Origin of the sequence: Paenibacillus sp. FSL M7-0802 (assembly GCF_038004945.1) — a bacterium.
Taxonomy (GTDB): domain Bacteria; phylum Bacillota; class Bacilli; order Paenibacillales; family Paenibacillaceae; genus Paenibacillus; species Paenibacillus polymyxa_B.
Genome location: NZ_JBBOSD010000001.1, coordinates 1190101 through 1205746, shown reverse-complemented (window position 1 = coordinate 1205746; position 15646 = coordinate 1190101). Strand labels below are relative to the sequence as shown.

At 50.0% G+C, this 15646-nt stretch carries 15 protein-coding genes and 1 riboswitch; of the genes, 12 read left to right on the top strand and 3 right to left on the bottom strand.

Annotation, left to right across the window (positions count from 1 at the left end):
- Nucleotides 1-11: 11 nt before the first annotated feature.
- Both MHB54_RS06050 and MHB54_RS06045 read left to right on the top strand, forming a co-directional pair.
- Nucleotides 12-1073: a sulfate/molybdate ABC transporter ATP-binding protein gene (locus MHB54_RS06050; RefSeq protein WP_340981464.1), complete on the top strand. Its 1062-nt coding sequence runs from the start codon at nt 12-14 to the stop codon at nt 1071-1073.
- A 165-nt stretch (nt 1074-1238) separates the two neighbouring features.
- A complete protein-coding gene (locus MHB54_RS06045; RefSeq protein WP_339201653.1) occupies nt 1239-2009 on the top strand; it encodes an MBL fold metallo-hydrolase in 771 nt (256 codons plus the stop codon).
- Between the two features lie 3 nt (nt 2010-2012).
- Here MHB54_RS06045 and MHB54_RS06040 read toward each other — a convergent pair whose 3' ends face one another.
- Entirely contained in the window at nt 2013-3506 is a 1494-nt protein-coding gene (locus tag MHB54_RS06040) for an aminotransferase-like domain-containing protein (RefSeq protein WP_339201654.1), read from the bottom strand.
- 132 nt (nt 3507-3638) lie between these two features.
- Here MHB54_RS06040 and MHB54_RS06035 point away from each other — a divergent pair, with 132 nt between their 5' ends.
- On the top strand, nt 3639-4550 hold the full coding sequence (locus tag MHB54_RS06035; RefSeq protein WP_013309297.1) for a DMT family transporter: 912 nt from the start codon (nt 3639-3641) through the stop codon (nt 4548-4550).
- A 138-nt stretch (nt 4551-4688) separates the two neighbouring features.
- Here MHB54_RS06035 and MHB54_RS06030 read toward each other — a convergent pair whose 3' ends face one another.
- Both MHB54_RS06030 and MHB54_RS06025 read right to left on the bottom strand, forming a co-directional pair.
- Complete coding sequence (locus MHB54_RS06030) at nt 4689-5489, bottom strand: Cof-type HAD-IIB family hydrolase (RefSeq protein WP_023987642.1); 801 nt, start codon at nt 5487-5489, stop codon at nt 4689-4691.
- 162 nt (nt 5490-5651) lie between these two features.
- Nucleotides 5652-6653: a lipoate--protein ligase gene (locus tag MHB54_RS06025; protein ID WP_340958500.1), complete on the bottom strand. Its 1002-nt coding sequence runs from the start codon at nt 6651-6653 to the stop codon at nt 5652-5654.
- Nucleotides 6654-6812: 159 nt separating this feature from the next.
- On the opposite strand from MHB54_RS06025, the gene cobD reads away from it, so the two are divergent.
- The 9 genes from cobD to cobS all read left to right on the top strand — a co-directional run bounded on the left by cobD (nt 6813) and on the right by cobS (nt 15621).
- Nucleotides 6813-7916: a threonine-phosphate decarboxylase CobD gene (cobD, locus tag MHB54_RS06020; protein WP_076158160.1), complete on the top strand. Its 1104-nt coding sequence runs from the start codon at nt 6813-6815 to the stop codon at nt 7914-7916.
- Nucleotides 7906-8877: an adenosylcobinamide-phosphate synthase CbiB gene (cbiB, locus tag MHB54_RS06015; protein WP_209941358.1), complete on the top strand. Its 972-nt coding sequence runs from the start codon at nt 7906-7908 to the stop codon at nt 8875-8877. Before cobD ends, cbiB begins: the two co-directional genes overlap by 11 nt.
- A 38-nt stretch (nt 8878-8915) precedes the next feature.
- Nucleotides 8916-9674, top strand: coding sequence for a histidine phosphatase family protein (locus MHB54_RS06010; protein WP_370671146.1), 759 nt, complete (start codon nt 8916-8918; stop codon nt 9672-9674).
- Nucleotides 9675-9796: 122 nt separating this feature from the next.
- A riboswitch (cobalamin riboswitch) is annotated at nt 9797-9990 on the top strand.
- 207 nt (nt 9991-10197) lie between these two features.
- Complete coding sequence (locus MHB54_RS06005) at nt 10198-11205, top strand: ABC transporter substrate-binding protein (protein WP_023987647.1); 1008 nt, start codon at nt 10198-10200, stop codon at nt 11203-11205.
- Nucleotides 11202-12248 carry a FecCD family ABC transporter permease gene (locus MHB54_RS06000; RefSeq protein WP_264454043.1) on the top strand — a complete coding sequence of 349 codons (1047 nt, stop codon included), beginning with the start codon at nt 11202-11204 and terminating at the stop codon, nt 12246-12248. Before MHB54_RS06005 ends, MHB54_RS06000 begins: the two co-directional genes overlap by 4 nt.
- Complete coding sequence (locus tag MHB54_RS05995) at nt 12245-13078, top strand: ABC transporter ATP-binding protein (protein ID WP_071559000.1); 834 nt, start codon at nt 12245-12247, stop codon at nt 13076-13078. Before MHB54_RS06000 ends, MHB54_RS05995 begins: the two co-directional genes overlap by 4 nt.
- A 43-nt stretch (nt 13079-13121) precedes the next feature.
- Nucleotides 13122-14192 (top strand): nicotinate-nucleotide--dimethylbenzimidazole phosphoribosyltransferase, encoded by a 1071-nt coding sequence (cobT, locus tag MHB54_RS05990; RefSeq protein ID WP_264454042.1) that lies wholly within the window; start codon nt 13122-13124, stop codon nt 14190-14192.
- The gene (gene cobU, locus MHB54_RS05985; RefSeq protein WP_264454041.1) at nt 14189-14755 is read left to right on the top strand and encodes a bifunctional adenosylcobinamide kinase/adenosylcobinamide-phosphate guanylyltransferase; all 567 of its coding nucleotides are present in this window, start codon (nt 14189-14191) and stop codon (nt 14753-14755) included. Before cobT ends, cobU begins: the two co-directional genes overlap by 4 nt.
- Nucleotides 14752-15621: an adenosylcobinamide-GDP ribazoletransferase gene (gene cobS / locus MHB54_RS05980; protein ID WP_023987652.1), complete on the top strand. Its 870-nt coding sequence runs from the start codon at nt 14752-14754 to the stop codon at nt 15619-15621. Before cobU ends, cobS begins: the two co-directional genes overlap by 4 nt.
- Nucleotides 15622-15646 lie beyond the last annotated feature (25 nt).

The window sequence follows — 15646 nt, the reverse complement described above, 5'->3', positions numbered from 1 at the left end:
AGTGTACGAATATGCATGTGGAAGTAAGAGGATTAAACAAGCATTTCGGTAATTTTCATGCAGTAAAGGACGTATCTTTTGATATTCAGGCGGGCCATCTTATTGGCTTACTCGGTCCAAGTGGTGGGGGGAAAACTTCCATTCTTCGCATTTTGGCGGGTCTGGAGCAACCGGATGCGGGAGAAATTCATTTTCATGGAAAAAGGGTAAACGAGCTGTCCCCGCAGGAACGTGGAATCGGATTTGTATTTCAAAACTATGCTTTGTTCAAGCACATGAGCGTCTACGACAATATTGCCTTTGGCCTGAAAGTGAAAAAAAGCTCCAAAACCCGCATCAAGGAACGGGTCACAGAGTTGGTCGAACTAACGGGGCTCAAAGGTTTTGAGCATCGTTATCCGCATCAGTTGTCAGGTGGACAACGACAGCGGGTTGCTTTTGCGCGTGCTTTGGCACCAGAGCCTCAACTGTTGCTGCTGGATGAGCCTTTTGCGGCTATTGATGCCAAGATTCGTCAGGAGCTGCGCACCTGGCTGCGAGAGTTGATTGAGCGGGTGGGCATTACTTCAATTTTTGTCACCCATGATCAGGATGAGGCGATTGAAGTAGCGAATGAAATTATGGTGATTAATCAGGGACGACTGGAGCAGAAAGGAACGCCTTGGGATATTTATAAAAAACCGGGTACCCCGTTCGTGGCTTCCTTTATTGGGGAATCTACAGTGATTGAACAGGCAGGCAGTCTTAGAGGCTTCGAAGAAGCTGCTGGAGTGGGAACACGTGCCTTGATCCGTCCGGAGTATATTGATGTCGGGCCAAGCGAGGAATTTACGCTTCTGTCGGCGACCGAGGAAGGCATAGTGAAGCATTTGCATTTTCGTGGAAGTGAGTGGATGGTTGAAGTACAGGTCGGGGATCATCGTCTCATGACATACCGCTCACTGGAGAAGTCTACGCTGGAACCTGGTCAGCAGGTGCGAGTGTTGGTGCATCGAGCCTATCTCTATAATGACCAGTCCAGCTGGATGGTGGAAAACCGCCTGAAGGAAGATCCAATGCCTATCATCATCTAAAAATAAATACGATCACGCATGAGGGGATGTCTAGCCTGATTTCACGGCTTTGGGCATGCTCCTTTTGGCGTTGGACGCTGGAAGGATTTACGCAGATGATTTACGTAGAATCGGTCTGTTCGTTATAATAGTAGTAAAAAGACCCATATAGATAGGAGTTAAACCATGAATCGGCTTATTTTTCTTGGCACGGGGGATGCAATGGGGGTTCCGCGTGTATATTGTGATTGTCTCGTATGCACAGAAGCTCGCACGACAGGGGCGAATGTAAGATTGAGATCGTCTGTGCTGATCGAAAGCGCGACGGAGGACTTTATGATTGATTGTGGCCCGGACTGGCGCAGACAGCTAGAATTGCGCGGTCTGCGTTATATCCCTACGATCCTTGTGACACATGCACATTTTGACCATATTGGAGGATTACCAGAATGGGCAGATGCCTGTCGCTGGACTGGGAACAGAGGTCGCTTGTACGCGCCACAGGAAGTGATTGACACGATCTTGTGTCAATTTTCCTGGCTCTCTGGAAACTTGGATCTTATTCCAGTAGACCAGGGAGCCCAACTTGGCGGATGGAATATCCGGGGATGGCGTGTGAATCACGGGAAGAACGGATATGCCTACGCTTATCGTCTGGAAAAGGACGGCTTCTCGTGGGCTTACTGTTCGGATTCGATTGGATTGAATGAGGCGGAAATTCTGCCCTTGCACAATCTGAATTTGCTCGTCCTGGGAACGAGTTTTTATCATGAGGAGGCCGAGTATGCCACCCGTTCCGTATATGACATGCTGGAGGCTCAGGAGCTTATAGGAAGGCTTAAACCCGAAAGCACAGTGTTTACACATATGTCCCATGATGTGGATGTCACACGCAACTATGGGCTTCTGGAAGGGATTAGCTTGGCACACACCGGCATGAGTTTGCCGTTAGAATAGCCTTTACATCGTTTGACTGATACGTAGAAGTGTGGAGATTCCTTCTTTGATTTGTAGCTCGTTGGCGTATGAATAAGACAGCCGTATATGCGTTTTACCCTCTGCGCCGATGGGATCAAACACATTGCCGGTGACAAAGGATACGGACTCTTGTATACCTTTGGCAAGTAATTCATTAGGTTTCAACGTAGAAGGCAGCTGGAGCCACAGGTTGAGTCCCCCTGCCGGGCTGGTCCACGTCCAACCGGAATCGCGGAGACTGTCTTCCATCGTTTCCTTACGAATCTGGAGCGCGATACATAGCTTTTTAATATGCTGCTGCATACGTGGAGATTGAAAGTATTCTAAAAACAGCTTTTGATTCAGCAGTGGCGATCCATTGTCCACTAACGCTTTGACGTTCAGCAGGCTGTTCATGAGCTGTGGTCGGCAGGTCACGGCTGCGATTCGTAGACCGGGTGCGACATATTTACTGTAACTTCGAATGTAGACGACGCTTCCCGAAACATCATAGGCGAAAATCGGAGAAGGGGGCTTTTGCCCAAAGCTAATGTCATAGGTGCTGTCATCCTCAACAATAAGGCAGCCATAGCGCTCGGCTAGTTCAGGCAGTCGTTTGCGCTGCTCATCGGGGACCGTAAAGCCCGTCGGGTTGTGGAATGTTGGATTCATATAAAAGAGGCGTGGTTTTTCCGTTTTCATGCACCACTCAATCTGGTCCATATCATAACCTTCTGGTCGAATATCAGTCATAGTCAGACGTGCGCCTAGTCTACGGAATATTTCCATAGCGGGGCCATAGGCAGGGCGTTCGATTAATACACGGTCTCCTGTACGGAGCAGAGATCGGGCAATTAAATCAATGGCTTGCTGTGCTCCGGAGGTAATCAGCACTTCATCCGGTGATAAAGCAAAATGCTTATCCACGCTAAAATGCTGCGCCATGGCCTCCCGAAGCTCGGCATCACCTTGCACAGCGGAATAGGTGGCCGCTACTTTCGGATGCTTTTCAAATACCTGTATCATCAGCTCTCCCCAAAATCGATTGGGCAGGAGAGAGGGGTCAATCAGCGCTTTGGAAAACTGGAAATTCGCATTTACCGATTGAACGCGGCTAAGTCCATCCATTCCTCTCCAGGCTGAAACTGACGGATCATCTGCCGCATGGGCAGATTCGGAGTGAATCGTGAGGTCAATGGACGAATGTCCCGAGTAGCCAGCATATTTTGCATGCCCAGTCGCTTGGGAAGCATGAACGTAATATCCTGATTTGTCCTTTACATAGACCAGTCCCCGTTGCTTCAACTCCTGATATGCCCGGAAAACAGTTAGCCGATGTACACCCAGCTCCTGAGCCAAGCTTCGTACGGACGGCAGCTTCATGTCTGTTTGCCAATCCCCGCGATCAATCCGCACAGTTACATAATGGATAACCTGCTCATACAGCTTTAAGGCATGATCGGCTGGAAAGAGTAGTTCGCTGTTGTTCTTCCCCATGCTATCCACGCTCCTTTCTGTGTATTGTACTATATAGCACTTCAAAAACATATACAACTGTTCTGTAGTTATACATCTGTTCTGTTCGTCCCCCTGTATGCTTAAAAGCAACTGAAGGGAGAGGGACGTATCATGATAGGTATCGCGTTTACAGTAATGTGTCTTATTTTTGGCACAACGTTTTTGGCCATAAAAGTGGGAGTGGAAGCCGGACTTCCACCATTCCTATCGGCAGGTGTACGTTTTTTCGCGGCAGGGGCGATATTGTTCATTGCTATGAAGCTGACCGGAAAAGTACGATGGTCGTTATTATGGCGTAAGGAAATGTTGCTGATTGGAGCAGGAACGACCTTCGGTACATTTTCGGCCTTGTATTGGGCAGAGCAATATGTCAGCTCGGGGATCGGAGCTATTTTGTCAGCTACCGGGCCGATGATGATCGTCATTTTGCAATCTGTACTGCTACGGCAAAAAACGTCACGGATTACGGTCGTTGGCTGCATGATCAGCTTTCTTGGTGTGGTGCTGGTTGTGCTGCCCGGATTGGCGGTTCAGATCAGTGGTCTGTGGCTGGCGGGATGCCTTGTCATTTTGCTGGGGGAGCTGTGTTATTCCGGGGGAGCTCTTTATTCCAAGCGAGTGATGGATGTATTTCGTGAAACGAACCCAATTGCCCTGAATGCGGCGCAAATGATCCATGGGGGATGGATGCTGCTGTTACTGTCTGCGATCACGGAACCGTGGAGTTCTGAGGGGTGGCAGTACCTTCCTGCCATGGGGTCTTTACTTTATCTGATCCTGTTTGGTTCAATGATTGCACATACACTGTTCTACTGGCTCATGGAGCGTACAAATCCCCTGTTTCCGACGACGTGGCTGTATATATCACCGCCGATTGCGGTGGGCTTGGGAGCGTTGTTGTATGGAGAGCATGTAAGCTGGTGGATGCTGGCTGGGGTGCTGCTCATTGTGACCGGACTAATCCTTATGAACAATGGAATTATCCGTCTGGTGAACAGGCGCAAGGTACGTTCTGCTGCCTGATATTTTATAGCGGTCAGGTTATTATATGATCTGACAGAAAAGGCCTCCAAACTGTCGTATGTTACTGATCATGCGACGTTTGGAGGCTTTGTTGTTGTATTACTTTATTCAAGTATTATGGGAGCAGGCACTTTTTGCTTATTCAACATTGAGTACGAATTTGTCGATGGCGTGCTTAACACCGTCTTCGTTATTGCTACGAGTGATGTAATCAGCCAGCTTTTTCAAATCAGGAATGGCATTCTCCATCGCTATGCCGAGACCAGCACATTCAAGCATTTCATGGTCGTTCCAAGAGTCGCCGATAGCAATCGTTTCCGACAGTTCACAGCCAAAATGGTTTGCAAGGAAGGTAAGCGCATGGCCCTTGGTGCCTTCATGATGCATAATTTCCAGAAAATGAGGCTTGGATTTTGTAATGTGAACTTCATTGCCAAGCAGTTCGCGAAGTTCAGGAATTAATTCATCCAACACTTCCGGCTCGTCGATGATCAGCAGTTTAGGAGCCGGCTGCTCTATAACTTTACTGAATACAGGCTCTACAAAATATTCCGTGTTGTTCAGTTCCGTGTAATCTTTGATTTTCTGATTATCTTCACGTGTGTACAATTTGTCATCTATATACGTTTGCAGATGCAGATTGCGTTCTACGCAGAATTCATACAGGCGACGTGCAGCCACGAGTGGAACATAACGCTCATACAGCACGTTTTCGTCCAGCAGGTTTTTAACCAAAGCTCCTTGGTACGTAATGATTGGCACGTTCAAACCAGTCTGACGAGCAATTTTATGTGCAGAGGCATAAGCTCGTCCAGTAGCGAGGGTAACCACCACACCTTTCGCTACAGCAGCTTCTAATGCCTGTTGTGTCGCCGGTGTAACTTCTTTCTGGTCGTTAATGAGTGTATCATCAATATCAATGGCAATTAATTTATACATATCGGTATTCTCTCCTTTATCTCTATCATGGGGCAATGTTAAAATTGTATCTTATAATATTCAAAATGACAATATCGCAATGAAAAGGGGACGGCCCCTATAAGAGCCTGTCCCCTTATAACCACTGAAGTATTGGCTTGAAACGATGGGAAAAAGTAACGGTTAGTCTTCCAAAAATACAAGTCCAACAAAATCGTCCAGCTCAATATTACCAAAATAGTGCTTCAAATCGAGAGAGGATAAGGCTTGACGTACCTCACCTCCATCATAGCGCTTGCCACGCAGGATATTTTCAATATCAGCAACGTCACCCACGCCGAAGAAATCCCCATAGATTTTAATATCACGGATATAGCCTTCCTTAAGATCCATGCGGATATCAATAATGCCGACCGGAAATTTACGTGTGTGCTTGATATTGCTCTCGGGGGATAGACCGTAGTTCCAATCCCACGATTGGTAGCGTTCTTTGGATATTTCATGGATTTTGGCCCAATCGGTATCGGTGAGCTTATATTGAGGTACCTGATCCAATTCTGCACCGAATATGAAACGCAGCAGTTCCTCGCGAAATTGCTCTATGGTCATCTCACGGTCCATCAGTTCGCTGATGTTAGCCACGCGACTGCGGACGGATTTAGTGCTTTTGGATTTGAATTTTTCGGGATTGGCATGCAACGATGCAGCCACATTGTCCAGATTCAGGTTAAACATCAATGTACCGTGGCTGAACATCCGTCCGCGTGTGGCAAATTGGGCGTTTCCTGAAATTTTACGTTCTCCGACCTGTAGATCGTTGCGGCCTGTCATTTCAGCTTCTACTCCCATTTGGCGCAGAGCATCAATCACGGGTTGCGTAAATTTGAGGAAATTATGAAAGGATTCCCCGTTATCCCTAGTAATGAAGCTGAAATTTAAATTACCGAGATCATGATATACAGCCCCACCGCCGGACAGGCGACGAACGACTTGAATATTGTTATCTCTGACAAACTCGGCGTTGATTTCTTCAATAGTGTTTTGATGCTTGCCTATAATAATAGAAGGCTGATTAATGTAAAACAGCAAATAGCTGTCGTCCAGCGGTAGATGCTTGAGCGCGTATTCCTCAATGGCAAGATTAATGGCTGGATCGTGTATCCCCTGGTTGTCGATGAACAGCATGTCCATTCCTCCGTATATAAACTGTGTAATTTATGTGTGCCTCCTTCTATTGTAACCCAAGTGAGCCATGTACAAAAGCTCATTTGCATTGACGGGACGCAAAAAGCAGCCTCATAATGGAGCTAAATGATTGGAAACGGCCGGAAAGGATGAGAGGTAATGATAGAGGTTTACGGTCATGGCGGGGACAGGGAAACAGCTGCGGCGACATTCGGCGGAGCTGCTGCGGATTTTGTAGATTTTAGTGCAAATATTAATCCGCTTGGTCCACCACCGGAGGTGCTTGAGGCGCTGCAACACTCATTTGACACTGTGATTCGCTATCCAGATCCTGGGCATCGGAATTTTAAAAATATGCTCGCACGGCGACTGCATGTTCCACCGGAGTCGTTAAGTATCGGAAACGGAGCGGCTGAAAGTATGGCGCTCCTGCTATTGGGACTGGCTCCTAAGCGTGTGGGTACAGTGGAGCCGTGTTTTTCAGAATATGCGGAGCTGGCTGGCAAATTCGGAGCTGAGATCAACCGGGTGTACGGGAAGGCCTCGCTTCAATGGAAGGCGGACGTGGAGGACATCCTTCAGCTCATGGAGCAGGTAGATGTTTTGTTTCTTGGGCAGCCGAATAATCCAAACGGTGTGCAATATGGTAAGCAGGAGCTGTGCGAACTGGCAGAAGCGGCTGGCAAAACGGGTACCGTGCTGGTGGTGGATGAAGCATTCATTGATTTTATCCCGCTGGAACGGCGAATCTCACTACTGCCTGTGCTGGATCGTTATCCTCATGTGATTTTGATCCGGTCAATGACCAAATTTTATGCCATTCCTGGCTTGCGATTGGGCTATGCGATTGCTCATCCAGATTATATCCGGCGAATGACGGCCAAACAGGTGACCTGGAGTGTGAATGGATTGGCGTTGCTGGCTGGGGAGGCGTGTTTGAGAAGTGGGCAAGCATATGAGCACCAAACACAGGAGCTGATTGCTACGGAGCGCAACCGCCTGTTGACCGCCTTGGCGGAATGGGGCTGCGGTGTTGTTCCCGGCGAAGCCAATTACGTGCTGGCAAGGGCGCCGGGTACGTGGAGCGCATCGGCGATTCAGCAGGCGCTTGGACAACGCGGAATTCTTATACGTAGCTGTGCTATGTATCCGGGGCTGACGACGAGCCATTTTCGGATTGCGGTCAAGGATGCAGAAGCCAACGACAGGCTGCTGTCTGTATTGGGTGAAGTGCTGGAGGAGGAGCAGCGGCGTGACAGTTAGCTTGATTATCCTGGCAGCCTATCTTTTGGACAGGCTGATCGGTGACCCGAGGTGGTTGCCACATCCAGTCATCGGTATGGGACATGCCATTTCAGCATTGGAAAAAGCGATTCGCCGCCAGGCCCGAAGTGACCGGGGGTTGAAACGTGCGGGTATACTGCTTCCACTCATTGTGGCGGGAGGCTCCTTTACGCTCGCCTGGGCGCTATTGCACTTGCTTGCCTGGATTCATCCGTGGTTGTCTGTCGGCGTAGAAATGGTGCTGATTGCGACCACGATTGCTTCCAAAGGACTAAAGGACGCAGGAATGGCAGTATACCGAGCGTTGCAGGCGGATGACCTGGCTGCGGCACGGCGGGAGCTGGGCATGATAGTTGGGCGGGATACGCAACAGCTTGATGAGCCTGAGATTGTACGCGGTACCGTCGAAACGGTCGCTGAAAATATCGTGGACGCGATTATTTCCCCGCTTTTTTATGCCTTGATCGGGGGAGCACCCTTGGCGCTGGCTTATCGTGCTGTGAATACGCTCGATTCCATGGTTGGCTACAAAAATGAAAAGTATCTGCATTTAGGCTGGGCTTCAGCACGTCTGGATGATGTCGCTAACTACATTCCGGCACGCCTGACAGCGGCAATGCTTGTGGTAGCGGCGTGGATGTACAAGCGAGATGCTGCAAGAAGCTGGCGCACAGTCAAGCGAGACGCTCGTCTGCACCCAAGCCCGAACAGTGGCTTCCCGGAATCGGCTGTTGCCGGTGCACTGGGGATTCGTCTTGGAGGCTATAATGTGTATCATGGCGTGCGCTCCTTTCGTGCATACATGGGCGATTGGATACGACCGCTAGAGTCGAAAGATATACGGCATACGATCCAGCTGATGTTCGCCGTGTCCAGTATGTTTGTAGGATTGTGTTTGTTAGGAGCCGCAGGTTGTTTTGCCTTGGGATGGGTGCGGTGAGGAGTGACACACTGAATAATGATCGAGCAGGAAGTGACATGATCTTGAAACAAGATATAGCAGCAAAAAGGACAGTAGAATACGCACAAAGTCCGAACTCACAGGAGGATAAGGTGCCGTATGATGCTAAAGAAGATCTGCATTGGGACATGGAACTCGTGTTAGTTCGTCACGGCACAACCTTATGGAACAAGGAACGTCGATATCTAGGACACTCCGACTTAGGTTTGCTACCGGGAGCAGAGCAGGAATTAAAGCCTTTGCAAGAAAAATTGCAAGGGCAGTCCTTTGCTCGAATCTATTGCAGCGATTTAATGCGATGTCGCCAGACCTTGCAGATCATTGTGCCGGAATCAGAATTGACGTCTGGAGGTTCCCTATCTACTATGTCTCCTATGATGGAACCACGTCTGCGAGAGCTTCATTTTGGTGAGTGGGATGGAAAAACGTATGACATGCTCAAGGATGTGTCGTTGTATCGCGCTTGGATTGATGAGCCGCAACGGATAACCCCTCCTGGAGGAGAGTCTTGGGCAGATTTTGTGAATCGTCTACGGAAATTTCTTGACTCTCTGTATGAATGGCGTGTTGCTATGGAAGTTCAACCCATGGATTTGACTGCTGCGCCACCCTCTGTTTTGGTCGTTACGCATGGTGGCGTAATTCGTCAGTTAGCTTGCATGCTGATACCGGGCCATGATTTTTGGAGTTTGAATCCGAAGCCGGGAGAAGCATTTAGGATTCAATTGAGGCTGGCAGGACGGCACAATTACATAGCAGAAATGCTTCCTCATTAGGTTAGACACCAGCGGATAAAGAGGCTGTTTGGGTTGTAAGCCGCCTCTTTTTAACCTATAATCATCAAGTAAAAGAACGGCTTGACTACCACTACATCAAATATCCAGCAGACGAGGTCGGCGCAGCGTGATGAAACTATGGTTTCCCTTGCCTGCGCTGTTAAAAGGGAAGTCGGTGTGAGTCCGGCGCGGTCCCGCCACTGTAAATGGAAACATGCCCGTTAGTCCTGCTTTATGTGCTACTAAGCATATGAAAGAATTTCAGGACATGCATTTTACCATAAGTCAGGATACCTGCCCGTCCGCCTGTCACCATAATCCTTCGAGGAAAGGATGACGTGTTCGCAGTGACTGTCCATGCGGAAAGAAGCTGCCGCCTGCGCACGATCTGCGCTAACGTGACCCCTGTGTCCTGATATGAGGATGCGGGGTTTTTTTGATAGGAAAAGAAGGCTGGATTTAGAAGATATCTGATGATGTTCAAGTAACGCTCTTAACGATTTTTTATGAAGGGGTGCAAATCATGGCAGGAAAAAAAATAAAGGTTTGGACAACAGGTCTATTGGTTCTGATTTTGGCAGTTGTGCTGAGTGCATGTGGAGCTAATGGGAAAAATGCTGAAAATAAAGAGAACCAGAATTCTTCACAGCAGCCGGGACAGACCGTAACCGCACAAGAGCCTCCGGGCAAAACAGTTTACCCACTCACGGTTAAGGATACAACAGGACAGGAATTTACATTCAAAAAAGCGCCGGATAAAATCGTTTCCGTCTCCCCGGCAGAAACCGAGGCGCTGTTCGCCATCGGGCTGGATAAGGAAATTGTTGGCGTCTCCGACTACTCTGATTACCCGGAAGCAGCTACGAAAAAGCCTAAAGTGGGCGGTATTATGAAACCGAACGAAGAGGCGATCATTGCTGCTAACCCGGAAGTCGTTTTTGCAGGGATATCACTTAGTGAACAGGCTACGACCAAGCTGCGCGACATGGGAATTATGATTTTTAAAACGGAACCGAAGACAGTTGAAGATGTCATGGCTAACATCGAATTGTATGGGAAAATCACCGATCATCAGAAAGAAGCGAGAGCGGTGACTGACAAGATGAGAGCAGATGTAGCTGAAGTGAAAGAAGGAATTAAAAATATCGGTAAAGGTCAGAAGCTGCGGGTATACGTCGAGTTTTCACCAGGCTGGACAGTTGGTAAAGGCGAGTTTATGGACGAGCTGATCACGTTAGCGGGCGGCGAAAATGTAGGTGCCACGCAGAAGGGGTGGTACCAAATTAGTGAGGAAAATATTATTGCTGCGAACCCTGACGTGATTTTGTACAGCAAAAGTGTCAAGGACGACAAAACTGGTCAAACGCTCGGCGAAATCATTAAAGCTCGCAGTGGATGGGATCAAATATCGGCTGTTCGCCACAACCGGGTATTTGCCGTGGATGATAATTTGATTAGTCGTCCGGGTCCACGCGTAACGGAAGGTCTCAAGGAAGTGGCCAAGGGCGTGTATCCTGAAATTTTCAAATGAACCGTAAACTGATCGGCTTTGGAGGAACAGGTCTTGTCCTGCTGTTACTGACGCTACTGCTCTGTCTTGGCATCGGCTCGGCCAAGCTTCCGGTCAGCCAGATCACGGGCATTCTGGTTAACCACCTTCCATGGTTAGGCGATACGTTTACACCGGATTGGAATACATCCTCAGAGCAGATTATTTTGAAGGTTAGATTGCCACGAGTGTTACTGGGAATGTTGGTAGGAGCAGCGCTGGCGCTGGCTGGAGCCGGATTTCAGGGTGTGCTGCGTAATCCTTTGGCTGATCCGTATACACTGGGGGTATCCTCGGGGGCTTCGGTAGGAGCGGCAGTACTGATTTATTGGGGCCTTCAATTTTCATTTGTTGGCATATGGACGCTGCCGTTAGTGGCATTTACGACCGGAATGCTGACGCTGTGGATGGTGCTGACGTTGGCACGGGAAGGTAGAAAAATCCCGACACAAAGTCTCATTTTGTCGGGTGTGGTGATGCAATCCTTTCTGGGGGCGGTTGTTTCCTTTCTGACAGCCATGTCGAAGGAGACGGTCAATGAAATATTGTACTGGACGATGGGAAGTCTTAGTCTGCGCGGTTGGTCATATACAGGAATCCTTTTACCTTATGTGGTCATAGGACTGGTATTTCTATGGAACCGGGCACGTGTGCTGAATATTTTGGCTTTGGGTGAACGTCAGGCGGCTCACATGGGAGTTCATGTAGATGCGACGAAGCTATCTGTTCTGATCATTTCCACGCTGCTGACAGCAGCCGCTGTCTCGGTATGTGGAGTGATTGGCTTTGTGGGACTCGTTGTACCGCATATCATTCGTCTGGTGACAGGGCCTGATTACCGGATGATTGTTCCATTATCTGCGCTCGGTGGAGCTATTTTTATGGCTTGGGCAGATACGGCGGCTCGCACGTTGTTAGCCCCCACGGAAATTCCTCTGGGCGTGATGACGGCCTTTGTTGGGGCACCGTTCTTCGCATATCTCCTGTACCGGAACAAGAAACTGCGCAGGGGGGAAATGCTGTGACAGAACAAAGTGAATCACAGAAGGTACGTGATCGGGCGTTAGAGGTATCGGGTCTAACACGTGCCTATGGAGAGTTCCATGCGTTAAAGAATATAAGCTGGAGCGTCGACGAAGGAACTTGGTGGGGGATTATTGGTCCGAACGGCAGTGGAAAATCCACCTTGCTGCATTTGCTTTCCGGTGTAGATCAGCCAACTTCGGGAAACGTTCATATCTATGGCAAAAAGGTCGGTAGCTACAGCAGAAAAGAGCTTTCCCGACTCATAGCCGTACTCCAACAGGAAGGGCTTCCTCCAGTGGGATACACCGTCAGGGAAGTCGTAGAAATGGGACGTTTTCCTCATCAGGACTGGCTAGGCAGGGAAAAGGGTGTTGATGTGGAGGCGATCACGGATCGCGTGCTAGAGCGATTGGGTCTTACCACGCTGGCGGACAGAGCATTGGACCGCTTGAGTGGGGGACAGCGACAGCGTGTAGCTTTGGCAAAAGTAATGGTGCAGGAGCCACGAATATTGCTGCTGGACGAGCCTACGACCTATCTGGACTTGCGCTATCAGCTTGAATTTATGGAACTGCTGGCAGATTGGCGCCAAGAAACGGGTGTGACGATTATTGCGGTCTTGCATGATCTTAACTTGACAGCCCAATTTTGCGAAGATTTGCTTGTACTCAAGGATGGAATGGTTGAAGGATTGGGAGCTTCATCGAAGTTATTAACCGAGGATCGGATTCGACGAGTATACGGTGTTGAGCCTGTGATGCTTCCGCATCCCGATAGCGGTGTGCCGCAGCTCTTGCTGCGCAGGAGTGCTTCGGATACAGCAGATTAAATAAACGATGAAACACACTTAAAAAGAGCAGGGAGTGGAAGTTATGAACAACAAGCTGCGTCAGCTGATCGATAGCATTGCCCAGCCGGATGTGGTGGCGGCCTCGGCAGCTTCAGCCCATTTGGACCAATTAACAAAGCCACCGGGAAGTCTTGGAAAGTTGGAAAGTGTGGCCATCAAGCTAGCAGGAATTACAGGAGTGGACAAGCCTGAATTTGATCGTAAAACGGTTATGGTCATGGCTGCGGATCACGGGGTGTGTGAAGAGGGAGTCAGTGCCTTTCCGGCTGAGGTTACACAGCAAATGCTGTATAACATGCTGTCAGGTGGCGCGGCAATTAATGTGCTGGCACGCCATGCGGGCGCAGATGTCAAGGTGGTAGATGTTGGCGTGAATGCGGATGTCGCTCACGCGAATCTGGTGGACCGTAAGGTACGCATGGGTACTTCGAATATAGCTAAAGGGCCAGCGATGCTGCGTACAGAAGCGGAACAGGCGGTTTTGGCCGGAGCAGAAGCCGTAGCAGAAGCGGTCAAAGGTGGCACACGGCTATTCGTTACCGGAGAGCTGGGCATCGGGAATACGACAGCCAGCGCTGCGGTCGTATGTGCTCTCACCGGACTGGAGCCGGAAGTTATCGTAGGCCGGGGGACGGGTGTAGATATGGCTGGGCTTACCCGTAAAATATCGGTTGTCTGCCGCGCATTGGACGTGAACCAGCCAGATGCAAATGATGCGCTCGACGTGCTCACTAAGGTCGGCGGTCTGGAGATTGCCGCCTTGGCAGGAGTCATCCTCGGGGCAGCCGCACATCGCTGTCCAGTCGTGTTGGACGGCTTTATTTCAGGCGCAGCCGCCCTCGCAGCGCGTGCACTTGCGCCTGCTAGCGCTGCGTACATGCTCGCTTCGCACGCCTCGGACGAGCGCGGGCACGCGGCGGTGCTCCGCCAGCTCAAGCTGGAGCCCATGCTTTATTTGGACATGCGGCTCGGGGAGGGCACAGGCGGTGCGCTTAGCTTGCACCTGATTGATGCGGCGTGCCGCATTATGCGCGAAATGGCGACCTTTGCCGATGCAGGCGTATCGGACGGTCAGGGAGCCGCGCAGCGATGAAAGCGCTCGTGACTGGCGGGGCACGCAGCGGGAAAAGCGGCTTTGCCGAGCGATTATGCATGTCGCGCGCGCCTGGCGCCTGCTACATTGCAACGGCACAAGCCTATGACATGGAGATGAAGGAGCGCATCGCCCTTCATCGGGTCCAGCGCGAGTCTGCCGGATACGACTGGCAGACGCTGGAGGAAGCGAAGGCGCTGCCGGAGCTGCTGCGACGGCTTGGCGGCGATCAAGCGTCGCAGCCATCACCCGCGCCTTTGGTGCTAGTCGACTGCCTGACCCTGTGGCTGTCGAACGTGCTGCTGGCCGCAGGCGAGGACGGCGAAGCTGCGTCCAGAGCTGCCATTAATGAACTGGCGGCAGCTGTGGAGCAGTATCCGGGGCAGCTCGTCATCGTGACCAACGAGGTTGGTGACGGTATTGTGCCCGAATATCCGCTTGGTCGGCTGTATCGGGATTTGAGTGGGGTTATGAATCAGCGGATTGCCCGTCTTTGTGATGAAGTATTTTTGGTGACGGCGGGCATTCCCGTAGAACTCAAACAGTTGGAATATAAGCTATGAGCCGCGAACGTCAGGCTGTTGCTGCGGCTTTTCAATTTTTAACGCGTCTTCCGGTGAAGGCGGAATTGGATTTTTCCCCGGATTTGCTTAAACGCAGTGCAAGTTATTATCCGCTGGTCGGAGTGGTTATTGGCATCATTGTCTGGGGCTTTGCGGCGCTTACTTCTATGGTGTTGCCGCCGTTGCCGTGTGCGATTCTTACGCTTGTTGTCTGGGTTTGGTTGACGGGCGGATTGCATTTGGACGGGTGGATGGACGCGGCTGATGCCTTGTTCAGCTACCGATCCCGTGAGCGGATGCTGGAGATTATGAAGGATAGCCGTGTAGGAGCAATGGGCGTTATTGCTTGTGTGTTGCTACTCATGCTCAAGGCTTCTTTGCTGTATACAGTGTTGGTTGAACGGAATGTGTCTGGCTTACTGCTGCTTCCGATGGTTTGGAGCCGCTGGTTTATGGTACATGCAATGAAGCGCTGGCCTAAAGCCCGTAATGATGATGGGCTGGCTGCGCGTTTTGCTGATATGAGTGGTGGCCGCGTAGGGTTAGCCGTATTCTGGGCTGTATTAGTGACCCTGAGTGCTGCCGTAGGACAATATCTTCTGGCAGGTTTGGCTACAGCAACAAGGGATACTGGGAATCTGTCGTTGGCAGGATCAACCATACAGACGTTCCTTTCATATTCTGAGAGCCTTCCAATCTCGATAGGTTTTGTGTTGATTCCGGTCTTGGCTTACGGTGTTGGAACCTTCACGGCAAACCGTATTAACCGCCGCTTGGGTGGACTTACGGGAGATATATACGGAACTTTAAACGAATTGCTGGAGACTGTTTTATTGTTGTTTATTGTAATTTTGTACGGGTTGTGACCAGATTTGAAATGAATTCGTTAAA

What these genes read in the sequence shown, in the direction of transcription:
- MHB54_RS06050 (WP_340981464.1), top strand. Translation starts at nt 12, where the DNA reads ATGCATGTGGAAGTAAGAGGATTAAACAAGCATTTCGGTAATTTTCAT.
- MHB54_RS06045 (WP_339201653.1), top strand. Translation starts at nt 1,239, where the DNA reads ATGAATCGGCTTATTTTTCTTGGCACGGGGGATGCAATGGGGGTTCCG.
- MHB54_RS06040 (WP_339201654.1), bottom strand. Translation starts at nt 3,506, where the DNA reads ATGGGGAAGAACAACAGCGAACTACTCTTTCCAGCCGATCATGCCTTA.
- MHB54_RS06035 (WP_013309297.1), top strand. Translation starts at nt 3,639, where the DNA reads ATGATAGGTATCGCGTTTACAGTAATGTGTCTTATTTTTGGCACAACG.
- MHB54_RS06030 (WP_023987642.1), bottom strand. Translation starts at nt 5,489, where the DNA reads ATGTATAAATTAATTGCCATTGATATTGATGATACACTCATTAACGAC.
- MHB54_RS06025 (WP_340958500.1), bottom strand. Translation starts at nt 6,653, where the DNA reads ATGCTGTTCATCGACAACCAGGGGATACACGATCCAGCCATTAATCTT.
- cobD (WP_076158160.1), top strand. Translation starts at nt 6,813, where the DNA reads ATGATAGAGGTTTACGGTCATGGCGGGGACAGGGAAACAGCTGCGGCG.
- MHB54_RS06010 (WP_370671146.1), top strand. Translation starts at nt 8,916, where the DNA reads ATGATCTTGAAACAAGATATAGCAGCAAAAAGGACAGTAGAATACGCA.
- MHB54_RS06005 (WP_023987647.1), top strand. Translation starts at nt 10,198, where the DNA reads ATGGCAGGAAAAAAAATAAAGGTTTGGACAACAGGTCTATTGGTTCTG.
- MHB54_RS06000 (WP_264454043.1), top strand. Translation starts at nt 11,202, where the DNA reads ATGAACCGTAAACTGATCGGCTTTGGAGGAACAGGTCTTGTCCTGCTG.
- cobT (WP_264454042.1), top strand. Translation starts at nt 13,122, where the DNA reads ATGAACAACAAGCTGCGTCAGCTGATCGATAGCATTGCCCAGCCGGAT.
- cobU (WP_264454041.1), top strand. Translation starts at nt 14,189, where the DNA reads ATGAAAGCGCTCGTGACTGGCGGGGCACGCAGCGGGAAAAGCGGCTTT.
- cobS (WP_023987652.1), top strand. Translation starts at nt 14,752, where the DNA reads ATGAGCCGCGAACGTCAGGCTGTTGCTGCGGCTTTTCAATTTTTAACG.